Origin of the sequence: Methylophilus sp. YYY-1, from assembly GCF_029132825.1 — a bacterium.
Classification (GTDB): domain Bacteria; phylum Pseudomonadota; class Gammaproteobacteria; order Burkholderiales; family Methylophilaceae; genus Methylophilus; species Methylophilus glucosoxydans.
On the sequence record NZ_WOVG01000001.1, the window covers coordinates 1,058,862 to 1,084,835 of the forward strand.

At 52.0% G+C, this 25,974-nt stretch carries 24 protein-coding genes; 10 read left to right on the forward strand and 14 right to left on the reverse strand.

Annotation, left to right across the window (positions count from 1 at the left end):
- Window positions 1–85 precede the first annotated feature (85 nt).
- The 7 genes from GOC95_RS05060 to GOC95_RS05090 form a co-directional block, all read right to left on the reverse strand.
- The gene (locus GOC95_RS05060) at window positions 86–1,279 is read right to left on the reverse strand and encodes a type II secretion system F family protein (RefSeq protein ID WP_275356143.1); all 1,194 of its coding nucleotides are present in this window, start codon (window positions 1,277–1,279) and stop codon (window positions 86–88) included.
- Between the two features lie 31 nt (window positions 1,280–1,310).
- A complete protein-coding gene (gspG, locus tag GOC95_RS05065; RefSeq protein ID WP_275356144.1) occupies window positions 1,311–1,730 on the reverse strand; it encodes a type II secretion system major pseudopilin GspG in 420 nt (139 codons plus the stop codon).
- A gap of 59 nt (window positions 1,731–1,789) precedes the next feature.
- Window positions 1,790–2,605, reverse strand: coding sequence for a hypothetical protein (locus tag GOC95_RS05070; RefSeq protein WP_275356145.1), 816 nt, complete (start codon window positions 2,603–2,605; stop codon window positions 1,790–1,792).
- 82 nt (window positions 2,606–2,687) lie between these two features.
- Entirely contained in the window at window positions 2,688–3,671 is a 984-nt protein-coding gene (locus GOC95_RS05075; RefSeq protein ID WP_275356146.1) for a hypothetical protein, read from the reverse strand.
- A 193-nt stretch (window positions 3,672–3,864) separates the two neighbouring features.
- Entirely contained in the window at window positions 3,865–7,485 is a 3,621-nt protein-coding gene (locus GOC95_RS05080) for a TonB-dependent receptor (protein ID WP_275356147.1), read from the reverse strand.
- Window positions 7,486–7,822: 337 nt separating this feature from the next.
- On the reverse strand, window positions 7,823–8,875 hold the full coding sequence (locus GOC95_RS05085; RefSeq protein WP_275356148.1) for a FecR domain-containing protein: 1,053 nt from the start codon (window positions 8,873–8,875) through the stop codon (window positions 7,823–7,825).
- Window positions 8,876–8,900: 25 nt separating this feature from the next.
- On the reverse strand, window positions 8,901–9,404 hold the full coding sequence (locus GOC95_RS05090; protein ID WP_194748541.1) for a sigma-70 family RNA polymerase sigma factor: 504 nt from the start codon (window positions 9,402–9,404) through the stop codon (window positions 8,901–8,903).
- Window positions 9,405–9,981: 577 nt separating this feature from the next.
- Between GOC95_RS05090 and GOC95_RS05095 the strand changes: the two genes are divergently transcribed.
- Together GOC95_RS05095 and GOC95_RS05100 are read left to right on the forward strand one after the other, a co-directional pair.
- Entirely contained in the window at window positions 9,982–11,124 is a 1,143-nt protein-coding gene (locus GOC95_RS05095; protein WP_275356149.1) for a diguanylate cyclase, read from the forward strand.
- A gap of 326 nt (window positions 11,125–11,450) precedes the next feature.
- Entirely contained in the window at window positions 11,451–12,632 is a 1,182-nt protein-coding gene (locus GOC95_RS05100; protein ID WP_275356150.1) for an EAL domain-containing response regulator, read from the forward strand.
- Window positions 12,633–12,685: 53 nt separating this feature from the next.
- Here the strand turns inward: GOC95_RS05100 and GOC95_RS05105 are convergent, their stop codons facing one another.
- Window positions 12,686–14,593, reverse strand: coding sequence for an EAL domain-containing protein (locus GOC95_RS05105; RefSeq protein WP_275356151.1), 1,908 nt, complete (start codon window positions 14,591–14,593; stop codon window positions 12,686–12,688).
- Window positions 14,594–15,091: 498 nt separating this feature from the next.
- On the opposite strand from GOC95_RS05105, the gene GOC95_RS05110 reads away from it, so the two are divergent.
- The 8 genes from GOC95_RS05110 to GOC95_RS05145 all read left to right on the forward strand — a co-directional run bounded on the left by GOC95_RS05110 (window position 15,092) and on the right by GOC95_RS05145 (window position 22,114).
- Window positions 15,092–15,790 (forward strand): GntR family transcriptional regulator, encoded by a 699-nt coding sequence (locus GOC95_RS05110; RefSeq protein ID WP_275356152.1) that lies wholly within the window; start codon window positions 15,092–15,094, stop codon window positions 15,788–15,790.
- Window positions 15,791–15,892: 102 nt separating this feature from the next.
- Entirely contained in the window at window positions 15,893–16,105 is a 213-nt protein-coding gene (locus GOC95_RS05115; RefSeq protein WP_275356153.1) for a DUF4089 domain-containing protein, read from the forward strand.
- A gap of 5 nt (window positions 16,106–16,110) precedes the next feature.
- On the forward strand, window positions 16,111–17,460 hold the full coding sequence (locus GOC95_RS05120) for an AtzE family amidohydrolase (RefSeq protein ID WP_275356154.1): 1,350 nt from the start codon (window positions 16,111–16,113) through the stop codon (window positions 17,458–17,460).
- 14 nt (window positions 17,461–17,474) lie between these two features.
- Entirely contained in the window at window positions 17,475–17,843 is a 369-nt protein-coding gene (gene hpxZ, locus GOC95_RS05125) for an oxalurate catabolism protein HpxZ (protein WP_275356155.1), read from the forward strand.
- A gap of 161 nt (window positions 17,844–18,004) precedes the next feature.
- Window positions 18,005–18,712 (forward strand): isochorismatase family cysteine hydrolase, encoded by a 708-nt coding sequence (locus GOC95_RS05130; RefSeq protein WP_275356156.1) that lies wholly within the window; start codon window positions 18,005–18,007, stop codon window positions 18,710–18,712.
- Window positions 18,713–18,746: 34 nt separating this feature from the next.
- Window positions 18,747–20,309 (forward strand): hypothetical protein, encoded by a 1,563-nt coding sequence (locus GOC95_RS05135; RefSeq protein WP_275356157.1) that lies wholly within the window; start codon window positions 18,747–18,749, stop codon window positions 20,307–20,309.
- On the forward strand, window positions 20,263–21,681 hold the full coding sequence (gene atzF / locus GOC95_RS05140; protein ID WP_275356158.1) for an allophanate hydrolase: 1,419 nt from the start codon (window positions 20,263–20,265) through the stop codon (window positions 21,679–21,681). The genes GOC95_RS05135 and atzF overlap by 47 nt, the downstream gene beginning before the upstream one ends.
- A 28-nt stretch (window positions 21,682–21,709) precedes the next feature.
- Window positions 21,710–22,114 carry an amidase gene (locus GOC95_RS05145; protein WP_275356159.1) on the forward strand — a complete coding sequence of 135 codons (405 nt, stop codon included), beginning with the start codon at window positions 21,710–21,712 and terminating at the stop codon, window positions 22,112–22,114.
- Window positions 22,115–22,221: 107 nt separating this feature from the next.
- Here the strand turns inward: GOC95_RS05145 and GOC95_RS05150 are convergent, their stop codons facing one another.
- From GOC95_RS05150 to GOC95_RS05175, 6 genes are all read right to left on the reverse strand, one after another.
- Window positions 22,222–22,440, reverse strand: a complete 219-nt coding sequence (locus GOC95_RS05150; RefSeq protein WP_194748551.1) for a hypothetical protein — start codon at window positions 22,438–22,440, stop codon at window positions 22,222–22,224.
- A gap of 138 nt (window positions 22,441–22,578) precedes the next feature.
- On the reverse strand, window positions 22,579–22,782 hold the full coding sequence (locus GOC95_RS05155) for a hypothetical protein (RefSeq protein WP_194748552.1): 204 nt from the start codon (window positions 22,780–22,782) through the stop codon (window positions 22,579–22,581).
- Window positions 22,783–22,898: 116 nt separating this feature from the next.
- A complete protein-coding gene (locus GOC95_RS05160; protein ID WP_275356160.1) occupies window positions 22,899–23,150 on the reverse strand; it encodes a hypothetical protein in 252 nt (83 codons plus the stop codon).
- A gap of 261 nt (window positions 23,151–23,411) precedes the next feature.
- Window positions 23,412–23,627, reverse strand: coding sequence for a hypothetical protein (locus GOC95_RS05165; protein WP_275356161.1), 216 nt, complete (start codon window positions 23,625–23,627; stop codon window positions 23,412–23,414).
- A gap of 196 nt (window positions 23,628–23,823) precedes the next feature.
- Window positions 23,824–24,525 (reverse strand): YafY family protein, encoded by a 702-nt coding sequence (locus tag GOC95_RS05170; RefSeq protein ID WP_275356162.1) that lies wholly within the window; start codon window positions 24,523–24,525, stop codon window positions 23,824–23,826.
- Between the two features lie 2 nt (window positions 24,526–24,527).
- Complete coding sequence (locus GOC95_RS05175; RefSeq protein WP_194748555.1) at window positions 24,528–25,460, reverse strand: NAD(P)-dependent alcohol dehydrogenase; 933 nt, start codon at window positions 25,458–25,460, stop codon at window positions 24,528–24,530.
- Window positions 25,461–25,974 lie beyond the last annotated feature (514 nt).

Sequence of the window (25,974 nt, forward strand, 5' to 3'; positions counted from 1 at the left end):
CCTCTATCCTCTGACACGCCTACTAAACCGCACCTCTTTTTTGGGGGCTCATTATTCAATCGAAATTTTTCATTTATGGTGCTGATTATTCAATCGCGCCGGCCAACTCAAAAATCGGCATATACATCAACACCACCACCAGCCCGACAATGAGGCCGATGATGACCATCAGTGCCGGTTCCAGCAGCTTGCTTAACCACTCGACCCGGCGCGCGGTATCCTCGTCGTAAAACACCCCAATCCGCCCCAGCATCTCGTCCAGCTGGCCGCTGCGCTCACCCACGCGCAACATGCGGTTGGCGATGGAAGTGGTCAAACCATGCACCTCCATGGCACCAGACAGCGGCTTGCCTTCACGCACGTCAGCGATCACCTGCTGCAAGGCGCGTTGCATCTCTAGCGGTAACAGAGACTGCACCATGCCCAGGGCCGTCAACAAGGGAATTCCTCCCTGTAACAACATCCCCAGCGTGCGGTAAAAGCGGGCCAGTTGATAAATGCGCAAGGCCTCGCCCAAACTCGGGATCTGCCAGATTTTTTTCATGATCCAGGCCTGGCAAGCCGGACGCGAAAACACTAACCACAGCATCGCGATACCACTGATAGTGCTCAATAACACCAGCTCGCCATGCCCTTGCAGCAACTGCCCCCAGCGCAGCAGCATCTGGCTGGCCCAGGGCAGCTTGTCGCCACCACTTTCATAAATCGTGCTAAAGCGCGGCACCACATAGCCCAGCAGAAACAGCACCACCAGCCCACCGACCACGATGAGCAATACCGGATAAATCGACGCTGAAATGATTTTTTTGCGGATGGCATCGACCTGGGCCTGATAAGCAACATGGCGTTTGAGCGCCTGCGCCATATCGCCGGTGCGCTCGCTGGCACGGATCAAGGCGACATACAAAGGGCTGAAGACCGCGGGTTGCAAAGCCAGCGCCTGCGACAACGGCAAACCCTCATACAAGGCTGTCCGTAAAGCGGTCAGCACGGCTCTTGAGGTCTCTTGCTGCTCTTTCTCGGCCAGTCCCTCAATCGCCTCTATCAAACTCAGGCCAGACTCCAGCAGCGCCAGCAACTCCTGGCTAAACAAGCTGAGCTGAAAGCTGCTCTTTTTGATCGGCCATTGCGGAAGCGCCCATGCCCGACGCGGCTGGCGCACCTGCAAGACGCCATAGCCACGCGCCTGCGCCTGCTGACGTGCCGCCTGCGGGTCGGCCGCCTCCAGCGACATCCAGCTGACCTCGCTGCCCTGCAATACCTTGAGCTCAAACTTCATGACGATATGCCTGCTCTACAGGATGGCTGCTTTACCAGTTACCCACATCGCTATCGGCGTCCTGGCCACCCGCCGCGCCATCGCTGCCCAAGGTCCAGACATCGTAATCGCCATGCTCGCCGGGCGCGCGGTATAGGTAAGGCCGCCCCCAAGGATCAGCGGGTACGCCTTTGGCCAGATAAGGCCCCTGCCACTTGGTCTCGCCACTCGGTGCCTGATTCAATGCCGCCAGCCCTTGCTCAGTCGATGGGTAATGCCCGGTATCCAGCCGGTAGGTGTCCAAGGCACGTGACAAGGCCTCAATCTGCGCTTTGGCGGTTTTGGTTTCAGACTTGCCGATCTGCGCAAAGTACTTGGGGCCGACATAGCCAGCCAGCAGACCGATAATCACCATCACCACCAGCAGTTCCAGCAAGGTAAAGCCAGCCGATTTTTCTTGTTTAGTTAACATGTTTCCCTCCAACCAAATGGCTAATCACTCTTTTTATTTTTAGGGTTAGCACCACCCAATTAATCCAACGTTGCACCCGCAGGCACTAATCCCGGCAAAACAACTTCAAGCTTTTTTTGCCCATTCTGACCAGTGGTGCGAAACCGGATCGCGCCCTCTTTTTCTTCTGGTTCTTTTTGATCACACTTACTTTTGATATAAAACATCGCCGTCATTTTGCGCGTTGTGCCATCGGGATCATCAAAATTCACGTCCGTGGTAAAGTCCACCCAACCCTCGTGATAAGGGGCGGCTTTTAGATCAGGCAATCCAGGCTGGCTCACCGAGGTAAAGGTGCGGCCCGCACGATACAGCGCCTCCGGCATGCCATAACTTGCATTCGGTTTGGGATTCATAAAATAGGCCACCGATACCGGTCTACCAGAAAAGCCGCCACGCACAATGTCATTCACCTCCCATTGTTCGCCATGACTGAGCTTTGCTTCCTTCATGAGCACATGCGTCCCAAAAATGCACTCTTTTGTGTCTTTATTCCACCAAATGGTGTCGGTCAAAGTGGCAAACTCTTCATTATCATTGCCCTCAGGAGCCGGTGGCGCCACACCGCGCGAAATCATCCCGACCATATTGAACCCCTCTAAAGGCGCATTCATCGGGCTGGTCAGCAACAACTCATTGCTCACAGCACATGCATCATTTTGTTTTTGAGCAATCTCTGGAACAGTGCTCTCTTGCAGGCCAAATAAGCCTGTGGTGTTACAAGCGACATAAGATGAGGTTTTGTTTGGCAACAACTCAACAAACCCTGCTTGACAGGCTATTGAGATAAAGAAGCCCAATAATGACATTAATTTAAAATGCTTTATTTTTAACACGTTACGCTCCCAAAGCTGGGTAACTGCCAGCGGCAAAATGCACCGCCGACAGTTGTTACACGATTAACAAACTAATTAAAAATTAGAAGTTTGCATTTGCACCACTACGTGTCACACCATTGGTGACCACAGTGACCCATGGTTGAGACTCTTGGCCAGTCTGGCGAATACGTACAGTGTTATTAGTGGTTGGGAATGCTGTTGCTTCAGTACCTGAACCGCAACCAGCACGTACATATAAGAATGGGCTATCTTTAGCAGTCGTACCATCTTCATCCACGCCGCCGGTAACATCTACAGTAAAGTCCACCCAGTTGGTACGAATCTCAGCAGTTTGTTGAGCTGCTGTTGGTGTGCCTGGACTAACCAATGTTTGACCAACACCATTAATTTCTGTGCCAGATGCAGGCGCAGGACTATTCACTGGACGGCGAACATAACCCGTGTTCAACGCAGTCGCAGCGTCAAAGTCATTGCCTTGAATTTGCACTGAAGTGAATGAACGCCCCATTCTAAATACTGGGGAGTCAGTATTGGCTGAATGGTAGTAGCCAGCACTCACATCAGTTGTGCCACTAAAACCACCCAAGACAAAGTCGTTCACTTCTAAGCGCTGGCTGCCTGTTAAATCCGGGTTGTAGTCAAATGATCCTGTAGTGGCCATGACAAAACGCTTTTCAAATACGCACTCTGTCGCCGCAGAGTTTCTATAAACACGTTGACGCATAGTTGCAAGCGTTTCGCCGTTGGCTGTAATAGTGACACTTCGCTTAGCTGTAGACAGCGTAACATTGGTAAACCCTGATACTGGAGTACCTGGATCGTTGCCTCCAGATGGAAACACCGCGCAAGTATTATCAGTCGTTGCTGTCGGTGCGTCGTAATCTAAGCTCCCATACAAACCAGTCGTATTGCACTCACGCCAACCGGTTGTGCCTGCTGCCTGGTTAGTTCCCGCAGTTACCGTAAAACCTGCTGCTGGCAGGCTCTCCAAGCCTGTAGCAAAAGCTGTGGTTGATAAACTGAATACGCTAATAACAGCTAACTTCAGTAAGTGATTTCTCATTACATGCTCCTAGTAATTAAGGTTAAAATGAGCAGGCATTTGTGGCTGCCTGCATACTGCTTCACCAATTCATCACACTCTGTTAGCGCCTTGTGAGTTCTAATCTGAATGCGGTTGAATACTGATGACATTAGGCATTGCAGTTCACAAATGCCCATTCCATAAAAATCATTAGCCAAACTTATGAACATCTCTACTTGCCTACATCAAAGTCATAAGTGAGTGTGATGAAAGCAGATCTCGGTGCCCCAGGCGCAAGGAAGGTTGTTGCTAACCAGTCATTGCTGTTGTAATTGAATCCACCAGGGCCGATTGCACCGTTGATAGAAGGTGAAAACGGATTGACACCTAAACGACCAGCGCTGTAATACTCTCGGTCAAACAGGTTGTTAATCATCAAGCCTGCCGTCCAGTTCTTGTTTAATTTATAGGCAGTTTTGAAGTTAAACACTGCATAGCCTGGTACTTTGCCTGGATAGCGAAAGTTAGGACTTTCGATTTGCGTTGCACAGCTATCGTTACCATACTGAATCCCATCAATCACCGTCGGATCAGTACAGCTCAAATAACGTATGTTCGGCGTATTAGGTCGGTGTTTATTGTTCTCGTTACCACGCACAAAACTTTCTGAATGCAGTATCCCGGTCAGGCTCACAGTCCAATCGGGTGTGATGTCATAACTCACAGTGGCATTCAGGTTATGTAGAGGCACACCTGGAATACGATTGCCGGGGGAGACAGTAATCTGCTCGTAGCCATTGCCACGCCCAGACACATTGCCTGCACTGCTGTTATTAGGGCTTGCGACTGTAAAGCGGTCTTGAAAGGTCGCATCAGTCAGTGAGTAGTTGACTCTAAAGCCTAGCTTATCGACCTTGCCTTGCAACCCAAGCTCAATCCCACGGCGGCGAGTGTCCCCTATGTTTTGGAAGAAACTACGGTCAGCAGTAAAAGAAACGAAGTAAATATCATCTGTCAGTTCAGTTTGATAGGCAGTGGCATTCCACTGTATGGTTGGAGTCAGATAGCCGCGTCCACCAAACTCAATCGTCTCAGAACGTACTTGTTTTAAGTATGGGTCACCAGATAAGGTGCTTGGTAAGCTACAAAAACGTCTTTCAGCCAGAGAACGAGGTCCGACGTAGACGAGTTCGCCTGTATTAGGATTTGTGTTGTAGACTGGTGTATCGTCAAACGCACAGCCAAGCTCAATCACACTGGGAGTACGAGCACCCTTATTCCAGTTGCCATAAAGGTTAAGTGTCTCCGTAGGCTGCCAGGTGGCCCCTAAACTTGGATTAAACGAGCGATAAGTAAACTTCTCTGTTTCTGGTTGGCCAAGATAGCCTAGCCCGCCTGCAAGCTCCGGACTAAACGGCAGCACACTCACCGCAGGACACTCCTCCAGCTCTAAGGTACCGTTTCCATTGCTATCAGGGCAGAGTACCGTATCTTGATAGAAGTTTTTAAATGCAGTGGGCCCTGACAAACCCAAGATGTTATTAATTGCCAGTTGATTCTTGATCTTTGTATGGTTGAATCTACCGGCGGCGGTAAACGCCAACTCTTTGGTCGGCGTCCAGGTTTCGCTGAAGTAAATACTCTTGGTGGTACTGTTGCCTGCAAAGTTATTCAGGTCTATGCGATGATCAGCCGCATAAAACTCGTAGCCAAGCTGGCTTGGGTCTAAGTAAGACCGGCGGTTTGCATCAAACAAACCCAAGTATTGACCACTCTGGTAGGTGGCATCTGCGGCGTCGATCGAAGTCCCTAACATGAATTTATGCTTATCAAAATTCCAGTTGAGCTGCATCGATGCACCATCGGTTGTCTGATCAATCTCGGTTTGGGTAATCAGTGCGGTCGGCGTGCCTTCGACATAACCAGAGCATTTGCCTTGCCCGATCTGCCCGGAATTACAATTAGCGCCATTGCGATCAATTGGTGTCCCATTCGAATCAGTCACAATCAACCCCAGCGGCTTGTTGATCCCGGGATTACTCCCTGAAAATACCCGAATTAGATTTGCACCTGTAACGGGGTCTACTGCTGGCACAGAGTAAGAATCACCCCCAACAATAAAACCATTAACATCCTTATATACATAAGTTAAATCTTGAGGATCAAAGCGCTGCCCATCGGTTCTTGGATCTGGCACCGAAATTTGGCGCAGCTTCCAGGCATTCAAAGCATATTGATAAAATTCAGGAGTAAATGCTGGTGCAGTAGTAGGATTCTGCGGATTAAGCGTCCAGATTGGATTCCCGCTTGCATCTACAGATTGCCCTGTCACAGCAGTCGAATTTGCATTACTACCTATGGCTAATCGACTTAAATCATATCCGGAGGGGGACGATGAATCGTATGCAGAGAATGCGGAATTTAATAAAACATTTCCACTGGAATCAATGCCAAAATACTCTGGTTCGCCATTAATATCCAACATTGCCAGAATAGTGCCACCATTTCCATCCGGCACAGTCTGTGCAGCCACATTCTCAATCGATAAACTACTAGATTCAATATCTGGCAACCCATCCCCATCAAAGTCAGGCACTCCATTCGCAAGTTGTTCACCTGGGTTAGGTCGCCTAGTCGCACTACCACCAAAGTTTTGGTTTACATCGCCGTTACTGGCATTTCTGCGGCTCTTACGTTTGTAAACTTGTCCGGTGATGTTGAAGGTGTCACTGACATCCCAGATGCCGTTGAGCTGAAATTGCAGCAGGCGGTTTTTGGTTTCGTCCGGGCTGGTGAAAATTTGACTGCCATCTTGTTTAGCCATTTCAGTGGGGAGCAAACCGTTACCGATGAGTTTGTTGCCTGCATACAGCATGCTTAAGCCCAGTTGCACACTGTCATTCCGCCATTCGCCTTTAGCAAATATCTGGTTGACCTCACTGGGGGAGTTGACCCGCCAACCGTCTTCTCTAAAGATGTTGGCCGCGGCAAAACCCGCCACCACGCCGTTGTTGCCACTCACAGAGCCTTGAAACTGGTTACGCTTGAAAGAGCCACCGAGGTATTCCACGGTGCCTTCGTTGCTGTCGAAGCCGCTTTTGGTTTTCATGCTGATGGCGCCACCTAACGTACCTAAGCCAAACAGCGGGTTAGAGCCTGGGAAGACGTCCAGGCTGTTGAGCGCGTTCATGGGGATCATGTCCCAGTTCACCACATCCCCAAACGGTTCGTTAACACGGATGCCATCCAGAAACACGCTCAAGCCTTGTGAGGTACCTAATTGCGGGCTGGCGGTAAAGCCACGGTAGGTGACGTCCATCTGGAACGGATTACTTTGGTAGTCGTTAACGTTCACCGACTGCAACTTGCTGTTCATGAGGTCAGTCAGGCTGACTGCTTTGGATTCTTTGATCTCTTTGGCGCTAATGCTTTGTACGTTGCCGGGGATTTCTTCTTTGGTCACCGCAAGACCACGTAAAGGCCCCACATCGTAACGACGCTTGGCGATGGTCTCGATTTTTTCGAGTTGAATGTCTTGCGGCTTGGCCTCTTTAGGCGCTTTTTGAATAAAGACATTATTGCCCTCAACCTTAGGCATTAACCCGCTACCACTCAACAGCTGCCGCAAGGCTTCTGAGCTGGTCATACGACCCCGCACCTCTGGGGCCGTTTTACCCGAGACCAGATCGTTAGGGAATGAAATATTCATACCAGTGGCTTTGCCTAGGTCATGCAAAGAGTTCGCCAAAGGCTGTTTTGGTATATCCACATTCACTGGCACGCTAAAAATCTCCTCTTGCTGCTTTGGCAATTGGGTATTCAGTGCTTCCGCCCATAGGGGCTGTGATGCCATCACGCTCAATGCAGTGAGGGCGGTTTGTATTCCTCTTCTAGGATTTTTTGTATTTTTGTTCACAGATTCTTCTCCTGTCCTATTGACTCATCTGTGAGCGCGGCAAAACCCTGACGTTGTTAACCTAACTTTACATAAAGGGTTTGATTATGTTTTTTTGAGGGCTAGTAAATCGCTTTACTAAAAGCCGATGAGAAGAAAAATATGGCGCGATTGGGGATCAGGAATTGGCGAGAAGGCTCAATCTTTTGCTTATTTGCAAAGACTCATTTACTGCGAGAAAAGGCTGAAGTAACGTGATTGATTACACCCTTACTCAGCATCCCGCATCAAGTGATTAGTGCGTGCTATTGAGCAAAGTATATTGCGGCGTTTCTTGCAGTTTGACCGGGGCAATATTGGGCAGGCCGCGCAGGAAATGGTCGATATCCTGGATATTGATATCCGCAGAAATATTGCGCACCTGCTTGCCTTGTGCTTGCACGGGTTTAACGCGGTAGCGCGAAACGGTGTAGGCGATTTCGTCGATATCGGCGCGGTCAAATACCAGGCGGCCTTTCATGAAGGCAAAGGCGTCCGAGGCGGGGCGATTGACCAGTGCCATGGCGTGATTGGGGTAGACCTCGAGCACCTGGCCGTTGGTGATCTCCCTGGCGATGGCGGGCTGGCCTTCAGCGGTTGAGGTGGCCAGTTCAGCTTTAGAGTCGAGATTTGGTTCGACCTTGACCCGGCCATGATCCACGCTGATACGAACCAGTTGTTGCAGCCGGTTAACTGCAAAGCGTGTGCCTAACACAGTGACTTTGGCGGTATCGGTTTCAACAATAAAGGGGCGCTCTGGGTCTTTGGTCACTTCAAAAATGGCTTCACCTTCTTTGAGCAGCACATGACGCTCGTGGCGATAGTAAGTGACTTGCATGTCACTCTTGGCACTGAGAGTGACTTTACTGCCATCATCCAGCGTTTTGGTGACGATTTGACCTACCGGGTTTTGCGCGGCCATTTGCATGACGGGCTGGGCCTGCCAAACCTGGTATTGCTGATGTGAGAAATAACCCATGATACTGATCATGCCTATCATGAGCAGTTGGCCGAGCCGGCGCTGCCGGGTTTTGCGTTTGGCCTCGTTGGCTAAAAACATTCGCTGCTCGGCGGCATCGGCCAAGCTAGAGAGGCTCTCGGCTGAATCCAGTTGCCGCATGGCACGGGCAATGCTGTCGTATTCAGCTGCATGGCGCGGATCATCGGCCAGCCACGCCTCAAACGCTTGCTGCTCGCTACCACGTGCATTTTTCTCCTGCTCACGCAACCGTAAATACCAGCGCGCCGCCATCTCGCTCAAGGTGAGCGATTTGGCATTGAGTGGCTTGGACTGGGCGGGTTTTGACATGGCAGCAGTTGAGGTCAATACGCCTTTAATGGTTCAGGCTTTGCTGAAATGCACGGATGTCCAGCATGGCACGAATCAGGTGTTTTTCTACCATGCTGGTACTGATATCCAGATGCAAGGCGATTTCGCGTTGCTTCATTTCATCGACGTGATAGAGCCAGAATACCTGGCGGCACTTTTCTGGCAATAAATCCACAATACGTTGCAAGTGATGCAGTTTTTGCCGAGTTTCATACAGCTGCTCTGGCGTGCAGTCGAGGATCAGGGCGGTTTCGTCCATCTGCTCCTCATCGACAAAACGGGTTCGGTATCTGAACTCATCGACCAGCAGATGATTCACGATGCCGTTTAAATAGGCCTGTGGCGACTCTTCACGTGCCGGATGGCTGGAGACGGCAAAAAACACCAGCGCATCATGCAAAATATCTTTGGCCCGCTGTACACAAGCTGTTCGCCGACCAATGCGACGCAACACATCCGTGTAAGCCCATTTTAAATCGATCCCGCACCATGCCAGTGTCTCGCTCATATCCTGCCACCCTACTTTTAGATTTATATTCATAGAGTGCAAAACGCATGCCACATGACACAACCACGTATAAGAGACTGATTCTCAATTATAAAAAAAATGAATAGGGAAAATTTCCCGACATAAAACAGGTTTAAAACAACCATATTCGATCAAAATTGGCTGATAAAAACCAATTTGGTTATGAAACATCCAGCGACCGCTCCGCTGGATCGTGAGGGCTGCAACGCTAACACTTGTTTATCCGTCATGAATAGGCATCGAATCATGCTGGCATCACAGCGGGAAGCGCCAAACAGCCAAAATATTGGCGGCACGGCCATACCCCAAGCTCACAATAAATTGCAAAAATTAGCGATAAATTGAATCTATGCTCTCCCCCTAGAAGCTCAAAGTTTTCGATAATAGCGCCAACTAACTGGCATCCATCGCCTGAACAATGGATGCGGGTTCGGACATGGCTGCTTTCATCTGAAGTAAAACGCTTAATAAAGAATAAAACAAAGCGATATTTTGATGATCAAGCCGGTTGCCTCTTGCATAAGATAAGCTATTCCTGAAACCTGTACCGATTTTAATGTCACTGCTCCAGAAACCTGATGCTAACTTATTGCGCGCCCGCTACCACAGCCTGGTAAACGACGTGCCCGTGGTCATTTTTACCGCGATTAGCGCATTGACGATCCAAATGGTGGCGTTGCAGGGTGAGATTGATTGGAAATTTGCCATTTTGCCACCCATGTTGCGCTTGGTGATAGGGGTGGTCTTGCTGTGGTTCTGGTACAAGCACAGGCATGACCAGCCGCCGATCGAGAATATCCGCAAACGCCTGGATACCGCCTCTACCTTGCTGATACTGGCAGGCCTGTTTACCTTCTGGCGCAGTTTGTACCTGTTTCCAATCACGGGCAGTTTTTCGCATTATTTCTTAATCGTGCACAACACGCTGTATGGCTTGTGCTTTGCCTTTATCCTGAGCAAATTGGGGGCGGCGGCTTATGCCTACAATGTGTTGCTGATTGGAGCGGCGGTGACCTGCGTGTTTCGCGGCGACATTGAACATCCCTATTTGGTCGCCATGCTGATTCTGGTGTTTGAAGTGGGCATGCTGTTAACCATGCGCGCCAGCAACAAGACCTTTGACCAATGGGTGAATGCAACCTTTGAAACGCAAAGCCTGCTTAAGGAAAATCAGCGGCTGGCACAACAGGATGTGTTAACCGCGCTGCCTAACCGGCGTCAGTTCTTTCTGCAAGCGGCACAACAGCAAGCCGAATCCAGCCTGGGTGAGCATTGTTTTGTTGTTGGCATTCTGGATCTTGACCACTTCAAACCGATCAACGATCAATACGGTCACCATATTGGCGACCTGGTGTTAAGCGAGGTGGGCAAGCGGCTGGCTGCGATTCACACAGCTGACGTGCAGTTTTACCGACTGGGTGGCGATGAGTTTGCATTTCATTTATTGTCTGATTGCGAGCATCTGCGCCTCAAGCAAGTGTGTGCAGAAATCAGCCATGCACTGTCTCAAACCATGCATATCGACGAACGGGTACTGACGGTGAGCGCATCTATCGGCGCCTGCTCCACCTGCGACGCCAAACTCTCTGCGCAAACCATGTATGAACACGCAGACCAGGCGCTGTATCAGGTCAAGCGTGCCGGCCGCGGTCACTTGCAGATTTACAGCGAGCCCCTGGACCTTAAAAAAATGGCATAACTTATACTAGCCCTACCCTTTTGTCTCAATGCACTTTCTAATCTTGCTAATGCATCATTATTGACCGATCATCGCCGCATGCGGTGGCGTTACTAACACTTTTCCCGCCTCAAAATTTGGCTATTTATAACCAAACCAGCACATTTCCGTTTGTTTTCAGCCAAAACCATGTTCAGTTTTTAAGCAAATTACATTACCATAAAACTTTACTCAGTCTAAACAGCCCAATGTGTTGAGGTTTATTCTCAGCGAACCCATTTAGTTTCACCCCTGCAACACAGCAACAACAAGAACGGCAATGAATGCCGATAAAAGGAGGTGGTGCAATGAGTACAAATACGCTATTGATTCTGGATGATGATGTCACGCTGACGACCCTGATGACTGCCGTCGCAAAAGATCTGGAATTTGAGGTCAAACACTGTGAAGATGGCAGGCAATTTATCGATGCCATCCTCGCCTGGAAGCCATCGCACTTGGCCATCGATTTGGTCATGCCGAGTATTGATGGCATTGAGATTCTGAAAACGCTGGCGCGTATGGACTGCCAAAGCAGCATTATCCTGACCAGCGGCATCGGTTCAGCGCTACTGCCACTGGCGCAACTGACCGCCTTGGAACATCAATTGAATATCCGCGGCATTTTGCATCACCCGGTCTTACCGCATCTGCTGCAAAAATTGCTGGCGGACCATCCTTCCGTCGATTTGCATGCCACGGATCATACAGAAGTCATCAAACCACTCAGCATAGACCACGAGAGCATAAACGAGGCGATCCGCCAGCAGCAATTCGTCGTCTATTATCAACCACAAATCGAGTTATTTACCGGCGAGGTGATAGGCTTTGAGGCCTTGCTACGCTGGCAACACCCACAGCAGGGCATCCAGTTACCCGAATTATTTATTCATGTAGCAGAAGACACTGGGCAAATAGAAGCCCTGACTGAATACGTGGTTGTGACAGGCATCCAGTTTATCCAATCCATCAGTTCAACCCTATGCTTGTCGGTCAACATTTCAGCCAAAAGCCTGCACAATGACCATTTGATCCAGATGCTGGAACAAGTCTGCCAACGGTTTGCCTTCGATCCCGCGCGCATGATTCTGGAATTGACCGAAACCGCCACCATGCTGGATACGCAACAGGCGGAAAGAATCCTGACTCACTTACGTGAACAAGGCTTTAAGCTCAGTATTGATGATTTTGGCACGGGCTATTCTTCGATGTCACAATTAGCGGCGCTGCCATTTACCGAGCTCAAAATTGACAAGTCATTTGTCACAACCATGGAGGCCTCTTCCAAATCACGCAAGGTGATTGCCTCAACGCTCAAACTGGCAGAAAGCCTGGGGCTGGAGACGATTGCCGAAGGCATAGAAAACAGTATGGCCGCCATCGGTTTACGGGAGCTGGGCTGTCGCTTCGGGCAAGGCTATTTTTTTGCAAGACCCATGGATGCGGCCGCCAGCAAAGTCTGGCTCAGCCACTGGAACGGACAACGCTGACCACAGCAGCTGGCCCCGGCATATGGCCAAGGCAGCGCCTGACCCGATGCCGGTCAGGTACGCAGGTAACTGACGATCTCGGGTTCAACCATCGGGCTGGCATAGTAAAAGCCCTGGATAATCTTGCAGCCCATGGAGGATAGCAAGTCGACTTGCTGCTGTGTCTCGGCGCCTTCCACCACGCAATCAACGCCAATGCCATGAGACAGGGCCAGAATGGAACGCACGATCATTTTGCTCTTCGGATTGGTTTCCATATCATGCACAAAGCTGCGGTCCACCTTGATTTTGTTAAGCGGCAAACCTTGCACGTGACTCAGGCTGGAATAACCGGTCCCAAAATCATCCAGCGCCAGGGAAACGCCTGTCTGCCGTAACAACTCGATATTGTTTCTGCTGACAATAAAATCCTGGAGCAGCGCAGTTTCAGTCAACTCAAAGGTAATCCGTGCAGGATCGACACCACTGGCGGCGAGCATCGCCACCAGATCTTGCACCACCTTATCACTGATAATATCAAACGCCGACAGATTAAAAGACAAGCCAATCTGGGCAGGCCAGGCCTGCACGGCCTGCAAGGCCTGAGAAAACAAAGTCAGCGTGAGGCTGGAGATCATGCCTATACTTTCAGCCACCGGGATAAATACGCACGGGCTGACCATCCCCAGTGCCGGACTGTTCCAGCGCGCCAGACATTCAAAGGCGATGGTGCGGCCAGAGGGGATATCCACCATCGGTTGAAAGACCAGAAAAAATTCCTGCACCAGATCCGCAGAACGTAACGCCCGCTCAATTTGCAGGCGGCTTTGCAACCGTTCAAGATGACGGGCCGAAAACAGCTCGGTATGGCTGCGCCCCGTGTTCTTTGCATGGTAGAGCGCATAATCCGCATACTCATAGAGTTTCTCAGACGTATCATCCACCTCAGGAAACACCGCAATACCGATAGAGGCGCTCAAATTGAATAACATCCCCTCTACGGCTACCGGCTCTTCAATCAGCGCAATCAAAGACTGACCAAGCTGCTTGAGCGCCGCTTCATCGCCAGCAAAATGCTTGTGAAAGGCAAATTCGTCGCCGCCCAAGCGGTAGAAGTGAATAGGATGCTGACATCGCGGGTAATGCTTGAGACGCCGACCGACTTCCACCAGCACAAGGTCACCAATGCGGTGCCCATGTGCATCATTCACCTGCTTGAACTTGTCGAGATCAATGATGCCAATCGCAAATTTTTTGCCTTCTGTTTTCAGATGCTCCAGCGATTGCGCTTTAATCGTGGCAAAAAACTGGCGGCGGTTTGGCAGTTCAGTCAGCATGTCCACATTGGCCAGGCGCGCATTTTCGGCGGCCAGATTTTGAGCGTGTAACGAACTGTAGACCAGGGAATCAAAGCTCTTGTTGCGGCGGTACATGGCAATCAACATGCCAATCTCAAAAATCAGGATCATGAATGCAAATGAATGGCTATATTCAATGTCGGCATACAGCACATAAGCAAGCGTGGTGACGATCAGCATCAGATTGTAAAGGTAGGCCGGCCGGCCAAGGCTGACCAGCAGAAACGGAAAACAGATGCCATATAGCGTCATCTGCACGACCAAAAAGTAGCGGCTGTAGCCAGATGAGTCTTGCAGCAGATGCAGGTCGCAAATCACAGTGGTGATGCCCGCCACAAGCAGCAAACTGGCGAAAAACTGCAAGCGTTTGCGAACCACATCGGTGTGCGGTTTTTCCTTGCGGTGAATAAACCAGTAGACAAACACTGCGGCCGAAACCAGCGTGAGCATGGCAGGCACGACAAAAGACCAGACAAAGGGCTCATTACGGTGAAACACCGAGATTTGTGTCAGCATCGCCACCACTGCAGCCACAATCACTACAGGCACATAAGGCAGCAACGAAAAGTATCTGGCGTAAAGGATGTTTTCGTCAAAATGACGGTAATATCGTAGGTCAATCATGGGTAACACATCAAAATCTCAAAATTCGGCCCTGCCGGAACAGCCGCAAACACGCCCTATTTGCAGCAGGTGAGTATATTGGCAAATAGGCCGGGGGTTTTGTTAAATAATGCAAAAATAGAGAGGATCAACCGCGGTTGATCTGGATGCATCCTGCGCGGCAACTGCTTTTGCCATGCTGGACACGACTTGCTATGTTTATTTACCGAAGATTTCGTATCACGAATGTCCGGTTTTTTTGAGAATCAGGCAACAAGCGATGCAACCCTGGCCATCGAAGCCGTTGCAATCAGCCCTGTTCCCTTGATGAATGACCAAACCCGAATTAACGCCTGTCATTATAAAAGCGATGCCCGCAATTACTCATAGCCCAATCGGACTATTCAAGCCAGGTGCACGTAAAATGCAGGCGTAGTGACCACGCATACGTAGTGTAACGGTTGCCGAAAGGCCATTATCCAAGTATCTTTAATCGCATCCCCAGTCAGATTCAAGGTCATGATCAAAAAAGAAAAACCTGCAAAAAGCTCTACTGTCGACGCTTTGTATAGCCAGCTCAAGCAAAAAATTATTTCTTTTGAGCTCTATCCGGGCACGCGCATTACCGAACTGGCGCTGGCAGAGATGTTTGGTGTCAGCCGCACGCCGATCCGGCAGGCGTTGCAACGGCTGGAAATAGAGGGTTTTTTGAGCATACGTCCCAAGCAGGGTTGCTTTATCCGTGAGCTGGATGTGAACGAACTGATGGAGTATTACGAGGCACGCATCGCTCTGGAGTTGCTCATCGTCGAATCTGCGGTCAACGCCATGAGTGACAAGCAAGTGGAGCAGATGATGGCACTGTGGCAGCCGGAGAAGCATGATGCGGAATTACAGATGGGTATAGACCTTGGTGAAAAAGATGAGTCTTTTCATGTCGGGCTGGCGCTAGCCAGTGACAAACCGGTGCTGGCCTCGATTTTAAAAAACATTAACCACCGCATCCGCGTCATTCGTCGCCTGGACCTAAACGCTGACAATCGCAGCCAGCGCACCTATAAAGAGCATTATGAGATACTGCAGCTCATTAAAGAGCGCGACACGACCAAGGCCAAACAAGCCATGAAGCGACATATCCAGCGCAGTCGAGAATTCGCCAAAACCCTGACGCTGACTGCCTTGGCGCGGCAAAAGTTCTTATCCCCCCCCTCTGCCTGACCGCCTGAAAGCCACCCAGTACGCGGCACTGGTACGGCACTTGCTTGGGTTTTGTTGTATACAATATTGCATATCAAAAAAAACCTCACCAAGGAGTTTGCTTTGTCACACGCCATGCTACAAGACACCGAAATCACACCGGCATTTGTTGCCAGCCAATTGCAATTACAGGGTATCACGCTTGACGAACAGGACCTGCTGCAAACCACGCAACATTACCGCCTGCTATTCAGCCATGCCGAACGCGTCATGAGTTGGCCGCTGGACGAGCACATTGAGCCCGCCCCAGAGTTTCGCCCACAGGCAGAGAGCTAAGCGCCATGGATGGAAGTCAGAATGCAATCGACATTGCCAACGCAATCCGTCTGGGAACAGTCTCTGCCCTGAGCGTGACCGAGGCGGCGCTGGCCGACATTGCGCGCCATGATGGCCGCTATAACAGCTTTACCACCGTAACTGCGGGGCGTGCGTTGCAAGAGGCCGCAGCCGTGGATGCGGCACGTGCCCGTGGCGAGCGCTTGCCACCGTTGGCGGGTGTGCCGTATGCGGTGAAAAACCTGTTTGATATTGCCGGGTTGCCTACCCTGGCCGGTGCCAAAATCAACCAAAGTCATGCCCCCGCCAGCACCGATGCGCCTCTGGTGCAGGCCATGCAACGAGCGGGGGCCATCTTGCTCGGCGCGCTCAATATGGATGAGTATGCCTATGGCTTCACCACAGAAAACCACCATTTTGGCCCCACCCGCAATCCGCATGATCCGACGCGTAGCGCTGGTGGCTCGTCCGGCGGCTCAGCCGCCGCCGTCGCAGCTGGTCTGGTGCCACTCACGCTAGGCTCAGACACCAATGGCTCCGTACGGGTGCCCTCGTCCATGTGCGGCCTGTTTGGCCTCAAACCGACGTATGGCGCCCTCTCCTTACAAGGCATGTTTCCGTTTGTGCACAGTTTTGATCATGCCGGAATTTTTGCGCGCTCCGCGCAAGACTTGTCGCTTTGCTTTGACGTGCTGCAATGCAACACCAGCGCGGACTCAACGCCACGATTAGTCTCAGACACGCCACGCCTCGCCCGCCTGGGCGGCTATTTTGAGCAAGGCGATGCGCAAGCACAGGCCGCCGTCGCCACCGTGTGCAAGGCCTTGCAGGTGACGCAAGTGGTCGAACTGCCCGAAGTGGCGCGCGCCCGCTCAGCCGCCTATCTGATTACCGCCAGCGAGGGCGGCAACCGCCACCTGACCCGCTTGCGCATGCAGGCCGCTGACTTTGACCCGCTGACCCGCCCCAGGCTGGCGGCAGGCACCACGCTACCAGCCGCCTGGTATCTGCAGGCACAACGTTTACGCCGCTGGTTTTTTGAGCAGGCCATGCAAGTGTTTGCGAGCACGGATGTGCTGATTGCACCGGCCACCCCTTGCTGCGCGCAACCGCTGGGGCAAGAAGACATGGTGATCAACGGCAACCGTATGCCGTTGCGACCCAACATGGGCATGTTTACCCAGCCGATTTCGTTTATTGGCTTGCCTGTCGTCGCGGTGCCTGTGCATTTGCCCGGCCAGCTGCCGATTGCGGTACAACTGATAGGTGCGCCCGGCAAGGAGGCGCAGCTGCTGCAACTGGCACACCATTTACAGTCTTTGTCGGTCTGCCAGTCTCCCGTGGTTAGAAACTGATACAGAGGTGACCCATGCTGATTAATCATCCCCCTGTCCTCGCCGAAGTCACAGCGGTATTTGCTGACTACGAACGTGCCCTGGTCAACAATGACGTACAAGCCCTGATCCATTTCTTTTGGCAAAGCCCCCTCGCCGTGCGCTATGGCGCTGCCGAAAACCTGTATGGCTGGGAGCAGATTGTCGCCTTCAGAAAACAACGCACGCCCCCGCCGCCACGCACCCTGTTTAATACGGTCATCACCACTTATGGCCTTGACTATGCCAACACCAGCACCGAGTTCAGGCGCGACAATGGCACAGGCCGGCAAAGCCAGAGTTGGATACGCACTGAACAAGGCTGGAAAATCGCAGCGGCGCATGTGTCCCTGATGCCAGACTAATGCGCTCGCTTGGTGCGAGCCGCACTCTTTTGGCGAGCGCTGGCCGATTTTCCGCAGCCAGACCAAGCAGATTAAAAAAGAATTCCCTTGTTTTAAAAGCCTTTTTTTCAACCAGGCATAGACGCAACTCAGGCATGTGATTTGCTTTGTTGTATACATTGATGCATTTTATAAAGTCATTCCAGATGATCTCCACCCTGCAAACAGTCACCGTCGCAGCCACGCCCGAAGCTTTTGTCTTTGATCCCGCACGCACTGCACTCATGCTCATCGATATGCAACGCGACTTCATTGAAGAAGGGGGCTTTGGGCAAAGTCTGGGCAATGATGTGCGTTTGCTCAAAGCGGCAATTGCCCCCTGCCAGGCCGTGTTGGCGGCGGCTAGGGCGCAGGGCATGCTGGTAATCCATACCCGTGAAGGCCACCGACCAGACATGTCAGACGCCTTTCCAGCCAAAGTGGACCGGGGCGCGCCAAAACTGCGCATCGGCGATCAGGGACCCATGGGGCGCATCCTGATCCGTGGTGAACCGGGGCACGAGATTATCCCGGCGCTGTCACCCATCGCTGGCGAACCCATTATCGACAAGCCAGGCAAAGGCGCCTTTTATGCCACCGACCTCGAACTGCTATTACGCAAGCGCAACATTGAAGCGCTGATTGTCTGTGGCGTGACGACCGAAGTCTGCGTGCATACCACGGTGCGCGAAGCCAATGACCGCGGTTTCCGTTGCCTGATTCCTGGCGATTGTTGCGCCTCATACCACCCCGAATTTCACGCAGTCAGCCTGCGCATGTTTGCCGCCCAAGGCGCGATTTTTGGCTGGGTCACCGATAGCCAGCCACTGGTACACGCATTGCAAAAATAATCAGGCATCCCGCCATTTGAGGAGAATCCCCATCATGAAAACCGCTTCAGGCATCAAACTCTGGTCACCGGGCGACTGGAACGCGCTCTTTGGTTTTGGCACCAATATTCTGGTCAATCTGCTGGTGCTCACCGGCCTGCTCAGGTTTGTGCTCAAAATGCCAGACGAGATGGTGTTCGGCCGCATCTTGCCGGCCACCGGGCTCATGCTGTTTCTGAGCACCATGTATTACGCCTGGCTCGCCTATCAACTCGCCAGGCAGACCGGTCGCAATGATGTGTGTGCGCTGCCGTCTGGCGTCAGCGTACCGCACATGTTTGTGGTGGTGTTTGTGATCATGTTGCCCATCTCGCTGGCCAGTGGCGACCCGGTCAAAGGCTGGGAGGCCGGACTGGCCTGGGTGTTTATCCAGAGCTTTGTGCTGATGCTGGGCGGCTTTATTGCGCCGGTGATCCGCAAAATCACCCCACGTGCCGCCTTATTGGGCACGCTGGCAGGCGTCTCCGTCGCGTTTATCAGTTTGCGCCCGGCGCTGGAGATGTTCATGACGCCCATGGTAGGCGTGGTCTGCTTCGCCATTATTCTGACCAGCTGGTTTGGCGGCGTGCGCTATTTCAAAGGCATCCCGGCCGGGCTGGTGGCGATTGCCGCCGGGACGCTCATCGCCTGGGGTTCTCACCTGTTCGGGCTCGATTATGCCCACATGAGCCTGAATCACGTCAGCGCCGCCCTTGCCAACTTTGGCTTTTCCATCCCGCTACCCGCCATCAACCATGTGTTTTCCGGCTTTGAATTTTTAGGTGTGATTCTGGTGACCGCCATCCCGTTTGGCATTTATGACCTGGTTGAGGCAATGGACAATGTTGAGAGCGCAGCGGCAGGGGGCGACAGCTTTCCGACAACTAGGGTGTTGACGGCCGACGGCGTGATCAGCCTGATTGGCTGCCTGATGGGCAACCCATTTATCAATGCGGTCTACATCGGCCATCCCGGCTGGAAGGCCATGGGCGGCCGCATCGGCTACTCAGCGGCGACCGGCATCATCGTTTTGCTGCTTTCCTGGCTGGGCATCATCGCCCTCATGGCCTCCTTGATTCCGGTGGTCGCCATTTCGCCTATCTTGCTCTATATCGGCATGCTGATTGGCGCACAAGCATTTCAAGAAACGCCCAAGAGCCACGCGCCTGCCATTATCCTGGCCTTTTTGCCACATGTCGCGGCCTGGGGGAAATTGCAAATTGACAACGTCCTCGCCGTCGCTGGCACCAATGCCGCCACCTTGGGGCTGGATAAACTCGGCCAGGTGGGCGTGCTCTACCATGGGCTGGAGGTGCTGGGTGGTGGCGCCATTTTAGGCGGATTGATGCTGGGTGCGATTGCCGCCCTGGTCATAGACCGCAAACTGGCAAAAGCCGCTGGCTTTGCACTGGCAGCGGCGCTGTTTACTTTTTTCGGCCTCATGCATGGCGAGGCGATCGGCATTGGCCAATCGTTGCCGATTGCCGCCAGTTACCTGGTGGTGGCGATCATGCTGTGGCTAAGCAGTAAATATGCGCGTATTGAGGCCTTGCCCACCGGCCTCAGCAGCCAGCACTAACCCCGTGCCAGCCACCCTGACCAACACCGGAGCCATGCCCCACATGAATTTGAACATTTCGCATCTGAGCGCCGCTTATCGCGCTGGCAGCCTGAAACCCAGCCAGCTGGTCCGGCAGCTGGCAGAAAAAATCCATGCCGAGGATACGCACCATGTCTGGATTGACCGGGTCAGCCTGGAAGAGATGCTGATCTACGCCTGCCAACTGGAGGCGATGGACCCGACCAGCCTGCCTTTGTACGGCATCCCGTTTGCCATCAAAGATAATATCGACCTGGCCGGATATCCGACCACGGCCGCTTGCCCGGACTTTGCCTACACGGCCGACCAACATGCCACGGTGGTCAAAAAACTAATTGCCGCGGGGGCGATCCCGGTCGGTAAAACCAACCTCGATCAATTTGCCACCGGCCTGGTCGGCGTACGCTCGCCGTATGGCGCCTGCAAAAACAGCATTGATCCTGACTACATTTCCGGCGGCTCCAGTTCGGGTTCTGCCGTGGCAGTTGCGCTGGGCATGGCCAGTTTTAGTCTGGGCACAGACACGGCAGGTTCTGGACGGATCCCGGCCGCGTTTAACAATCTGGTTGGCATCAAACCGACCTGCGGCCTGCTTAGCACGCATGGGGTGGTGCCGGCCTGCCGCTCACTCGATTGCGTCTCTATTTTTGCCGGTACCGTCGAAGAGGCACACGCCGTGTTGCAAGTCGCGCAAGGAGAAGACCAAGAGGATGCCTATTCACGGCGGGCACCCGCGCAAGCAGTGCATTCTTTTCCACCCCGCTTTCGCTTTGGCGTGCCCCGGACTGAGCAACTGAATTTTTTTGGCAACCCCGAGACGCCCGCGTTATTTGCCCACGCCGTACAAGCACTGACCGCGATAGGCGGGCAAGCCGTCGAAATAGATTTTTCGGTGTTTCTCAACACGGCGCGCTTGCTTTATGAGGGCGCCATCGTCGCCGAGCGCTATGCCGCCATCCGGCCCTTTATTGAATCACACGCAGAGGCCATGCACCCGGTGACGCGTAGCATCATTCAGGGGGCCAGCAAATTCAGTGCAGCAGACGCCTATGCCACGCTATACCAGCTCAAAGCCAACCAGGCGCAGGCCCAGCAATGCTGGGATGAGGTTGACCTGCTGGTCACGCCGACGGCAGGCACGATTTACACCATACAAGAAGTGGAACAGGACCCGATCCAGACCAATAGCAACCTGGGCTATTACACCAACTTTATGAACCTGCTGGATTTGTCTGCCATTGCCCTTCCGGCCGGATTCCAGCACAACGGCCTGCCGTTTGGCATTACGCTCTGCGCCCCGGCTTTTCATGACCTTGCGCTGCTTGAACTGGCGCAACGGCTAGGCCGCTAACCGCGCTAAAAAATACAAGGAAACCCGCATGTCCATGATAGAAGTTGCCGTCTGCGGCGCGCATATGCAAGGCCTGCCACTCAACCCGCAACTGCTGGCATTGCAAGCCATTTTTGTGCGCGCCACCCATACCTCGGCCGACTACAAACTCTACCACCTGGCCGGCTTTCACCCACCGCGCCCCGGCCTGATCAGAGTCAATACAGGCGGCAGCGCAATCGCCCTGGAGGTTTGGCAGCTGCCGCTGGAGAACTACGGCAAACTGGTTGCCAGCGTCCCGGCCCCGCTCGGCTTTGGCACCCTTACGCTGCAAGATGGCCAACAAGTGGCTGGCTTTTTGTGTGAAGCCTACGCCAGCGCAACCGCAACGGATATCTCGGGCTTTGGCGGCTGGCGGGCTTATCTGCATGCACAAAGCCAGGGGCAGCAATAAATAGCGCCCGCCTCCAGGCCGCATGAAAAACCAATTCATTTTTCATCTGGTCGTAACGGCGAATCAGTGCAGATCAAGCCATTGATTTAACCGGGAGATTGGCACACTCAATGTTCTTTTGCCATTGACTGATGGCATTCGTCGGGCGCTGCTCGAGCAGTCCGTGCCTGTGGCTCTATCCAGGTAATGTGCGCGCCGCTGGTGTGCGCAATCTGATCCAGTTGCGCGATCTCGTGTGCGGAGCGTTGCCGGCGGTTAAGCTTGAAGCCCAATCCGGCCTTCAAGATGCGGATTAACTGTGTGGTGGGCTGATGATCAAAGCGCATGGCATGGGCCTTTCATAAGCGCGTGCATGAACATAAGCAGTATCCGTCGTATCGCCAGTTGGCCGCATACGGAGACACCAGCGTCAGCAATCCCGCCTAAGCGGGATTGTTGCGGTCAGCATTGCATAAATGCCTGACTCATTTTTCATGGCAATTGCAGGCAGACTGTGTTTTCTGCTGGGCCGAGTTGCAGGCTTCCATCGCTTTTTTTGCACTTTCTTTGGCTTCTGAAACATTATTTTTATGATAGCTCTCTGATGCATTCAGATGATGTTTGGCGGCCGCTTCATGATCAGTCGCTGCTTGTTGATGTAATCCACTGGCTTGATTGGAAATTGACATGGCGTAAATCCTTTATGTGGTCGATCTGTGTCTGGCCGTTGGAAATTCAACAACCAGTCTTTGCAGTCTACCGGGCACGCAAGGGGCTGTTTGTTCGCTAGCCAACACGGTCTGGCTTATTCAGTCGTGACCCCGTCAAAGGGCAGCTTCGAGACATCTGCATACACGCGCAGATGACAGACGGTGCCCTCTTGATGACTGGGTGGCGAGTAGAGGCTGTGTAGTTTCAAGTCCAGTTTGCACGTATTGATCAGGTGATGATGGCCCCCGGCTGGCACCATCATCGCGTATCCTTGTTCAACTGCTGTGGTAACGCAATTGATGATGTGTCCCACCCCTTTTTCCACGCGTAAAAACTGGTCTTGCATCTATCCTTCAAAGCCGGTTTCCTCGCCCGGTTTGAGTGAGTCCAGAAGCAACTGGCCATACTGTCCTGTGGATACCACCCGCCTGAAGTCTGTATTCATTAAAGTGACTTAATAAAAATTCTGGATATATCCATGCATCACGATTTCCTAAGCGCGGCGTTATGCCACAGAGGGTGAGCAAGAGCTCGCCGAACTGGCCCACTTCAGGAGGCAGATCACGAACAGGTGGCCTTTACCAGTTGAAAGACCAGGTCATGCGGTTCAATGGTGTTTGATCTCCTGTACCGACTGGGCAAACGCATTGATTTGCTGATTGGCCTCTTGCTTGTTGATGCCGTAAATTTGCTGCAGCTTCTCCAGGAGAATCTCCCGCTTGCCCGCAATGTCATAAATATTGTCCTGGGTCAGGCGCCCCCATTTGTCGAGAATCACCGTTTCCAGCGCCTTCCAGTCCGCTTGTATCTCGCTCCATTCCATACTCGCTCTAGACTTTATCCAGCATGAATAGGCGATACACCTCGATTTGAGACTTCAGAATGGGGCGCTGAGCGATGGAGCTCGCAATAAACAAGGTTGACATACTGCGCGAGGAGATAATGCCTTTGTAGTCATCAACCACCATTCACAAAACACTCAAGGCGCGCTCGATGCACGCACTTAAGCTAGGCATGTGTTATTCAATATACTGATTTTTGTCGGCACTTTGGCAGACGCTATTACGCCATTCTTTTGACAAGTGGCGCCGATTGCCAGGATAGTGATCTTCAAGGCCACTGATCTCCACAATACGATCCACCAGAAAGATTCTAAATGCCTGATGTAACTCACACCACGCGGCAATGGACCAACGCGAATCGACGAACCCTAAAATAAGCGGCCAGATCACATACGCCAAAGTGTCACCCGTTTTGTTGATATAAGCCACTTTGAGTTTTTTTTGCTCGCGCATGGCATAACGCACTACGCCTGAATCAAAATCTACGACAAATGGTCTTTCGCCGACATAAAGCATGTCATCCTCCATGAATAGTTTCATGTCCGCAGGAATGACTGCTCCAATCTTTGCCAGTGCATTTTGAGCCCCAAGCGCGAGCGCTTGATCTGTTTGTTGACTCACCCATTGCGCACCTGCGACCAAAGCTTGCAATTCGTCTTCATTGAATGTCATCGGCGGCAGCAAAAATCCAGGCTTTAACATGTACCCTACGCCTGCTGCGCCATCAATTTTGGCACCCATGGCCTGCAACGTTGCAATATCACGGCGAATTGTTCGCAACGAGACATTGGTTTCTTGCGCCAGCATTGCGCCGGAAACACTCCCGCGATGTCGACGCAACACTTGCATCAGTTCGTTGAGGCGATGGCTACGAGACATTGTTACTCCATGGCGATAACACCTTTGCCCCCTATTTTGAGTCCACCCTCAATTTCACTCATCAGATTTACACCATCGATGAGCGATACGATTCTGCCAATCGGTAATTGGAGCTTTCCGAGTTCCGCCGCTTTTGCGACCTTGCCCAAAGTATACTCGCTCGGACTGCCTATCAGCACCTGATAGTTTTTCGAGAAAATCGCCCGCAGGAATTTCATTGGTTTCGGGTCAAGGTCAAGAAATACACCATTTTTCTTGAGCAGCTTCATCCCTGTGCTTGCGGAAATGGTTGTTGAGGTATCGTAGACAATATCGAACTTTTGCGTCAGGGCATGCAAATCCACTTTTCGATAGTCGTACACATGGGCTAATCCCATTTTTTGCATTTTTTCCATGTCTTCACGGCGGCAGCTGCCAGAGACGATGGCCCCCAGCATCTGCGCGATCTGAATCGTTGCTATCCCAACAGCCCCGGCACAACCGTTCACAAATACATGTTGACCAGCCCTCAGGCGGGATTTCTCCACTAACCCTCTCCAAGCCATAATGCCAGGCGTCGCCAAACAGGCTGCATCCTCAAACGAGACTGTATCCGGTTTGTGTGTCACAAAGGACTCATTGGTGACTAGCATCTCGCCGAACGCGCCGGCCTGTTTCAGTCGTGCCATGCCAAACACATGGTCGCCTGGAGCAAAGCGTGTCACCCCTCTACCAGTTGAAATCACCGTCCCCGAGAAGTCCAAACCCATTGCCCGAGGGAAGGTGTTTCCGGTCAGGATTTTCATCGTGCCATTGCGTAACTTCCAGTCGATGGGGTTGATTGCAGCATATTTCACCTTCACAAGTAGCTGGCCCTTGCCGGGAGCTTCCACTTCAAACTCCTCCAGGCGCATCATACTTGCCCCGCCATATTGATGGTACTGAATGCGCTTCATGCGGACACGCTTTGTTTCTGGATAGTTATACACTTGTTCATATTCATTTCGATGGAGTATTGAAATGCTTACTATAAACAGTGCACATGCCAGATTTTGTCACCATCTTCATCCAGACACATCCAACGTTCTGTCGTTAGTTATTCGAGTCAAGATTCAGCAGCTTTTTTGAAATTAACTTGAGAGATAACTCAGGGATTGGTATTCGCAGCGTAACTGCCCCAGCCAGAATGACACAGGGGTCTGATTTTGCACGAAATCAATACATGCGTGAGATGAGAACCCCTCAATGAAAAAAGGGTTACGATCCTCGCAACCCTTTTTTAGGCCAACATGCGTGTGACTGACGAAGTCAAACGCATGTGCATGATCGTTGAGCATCTACACTGTTTGTGTCGTCTGCAATTTAACTCAAAACTTAACATCAATATAAATCAAAGACTTAGAAAAAGTCTTGTAAAGCCCTAATTCAAGCCATATGCAACTTAAGTTGAAAGTTAGCAGAGTGCATCCC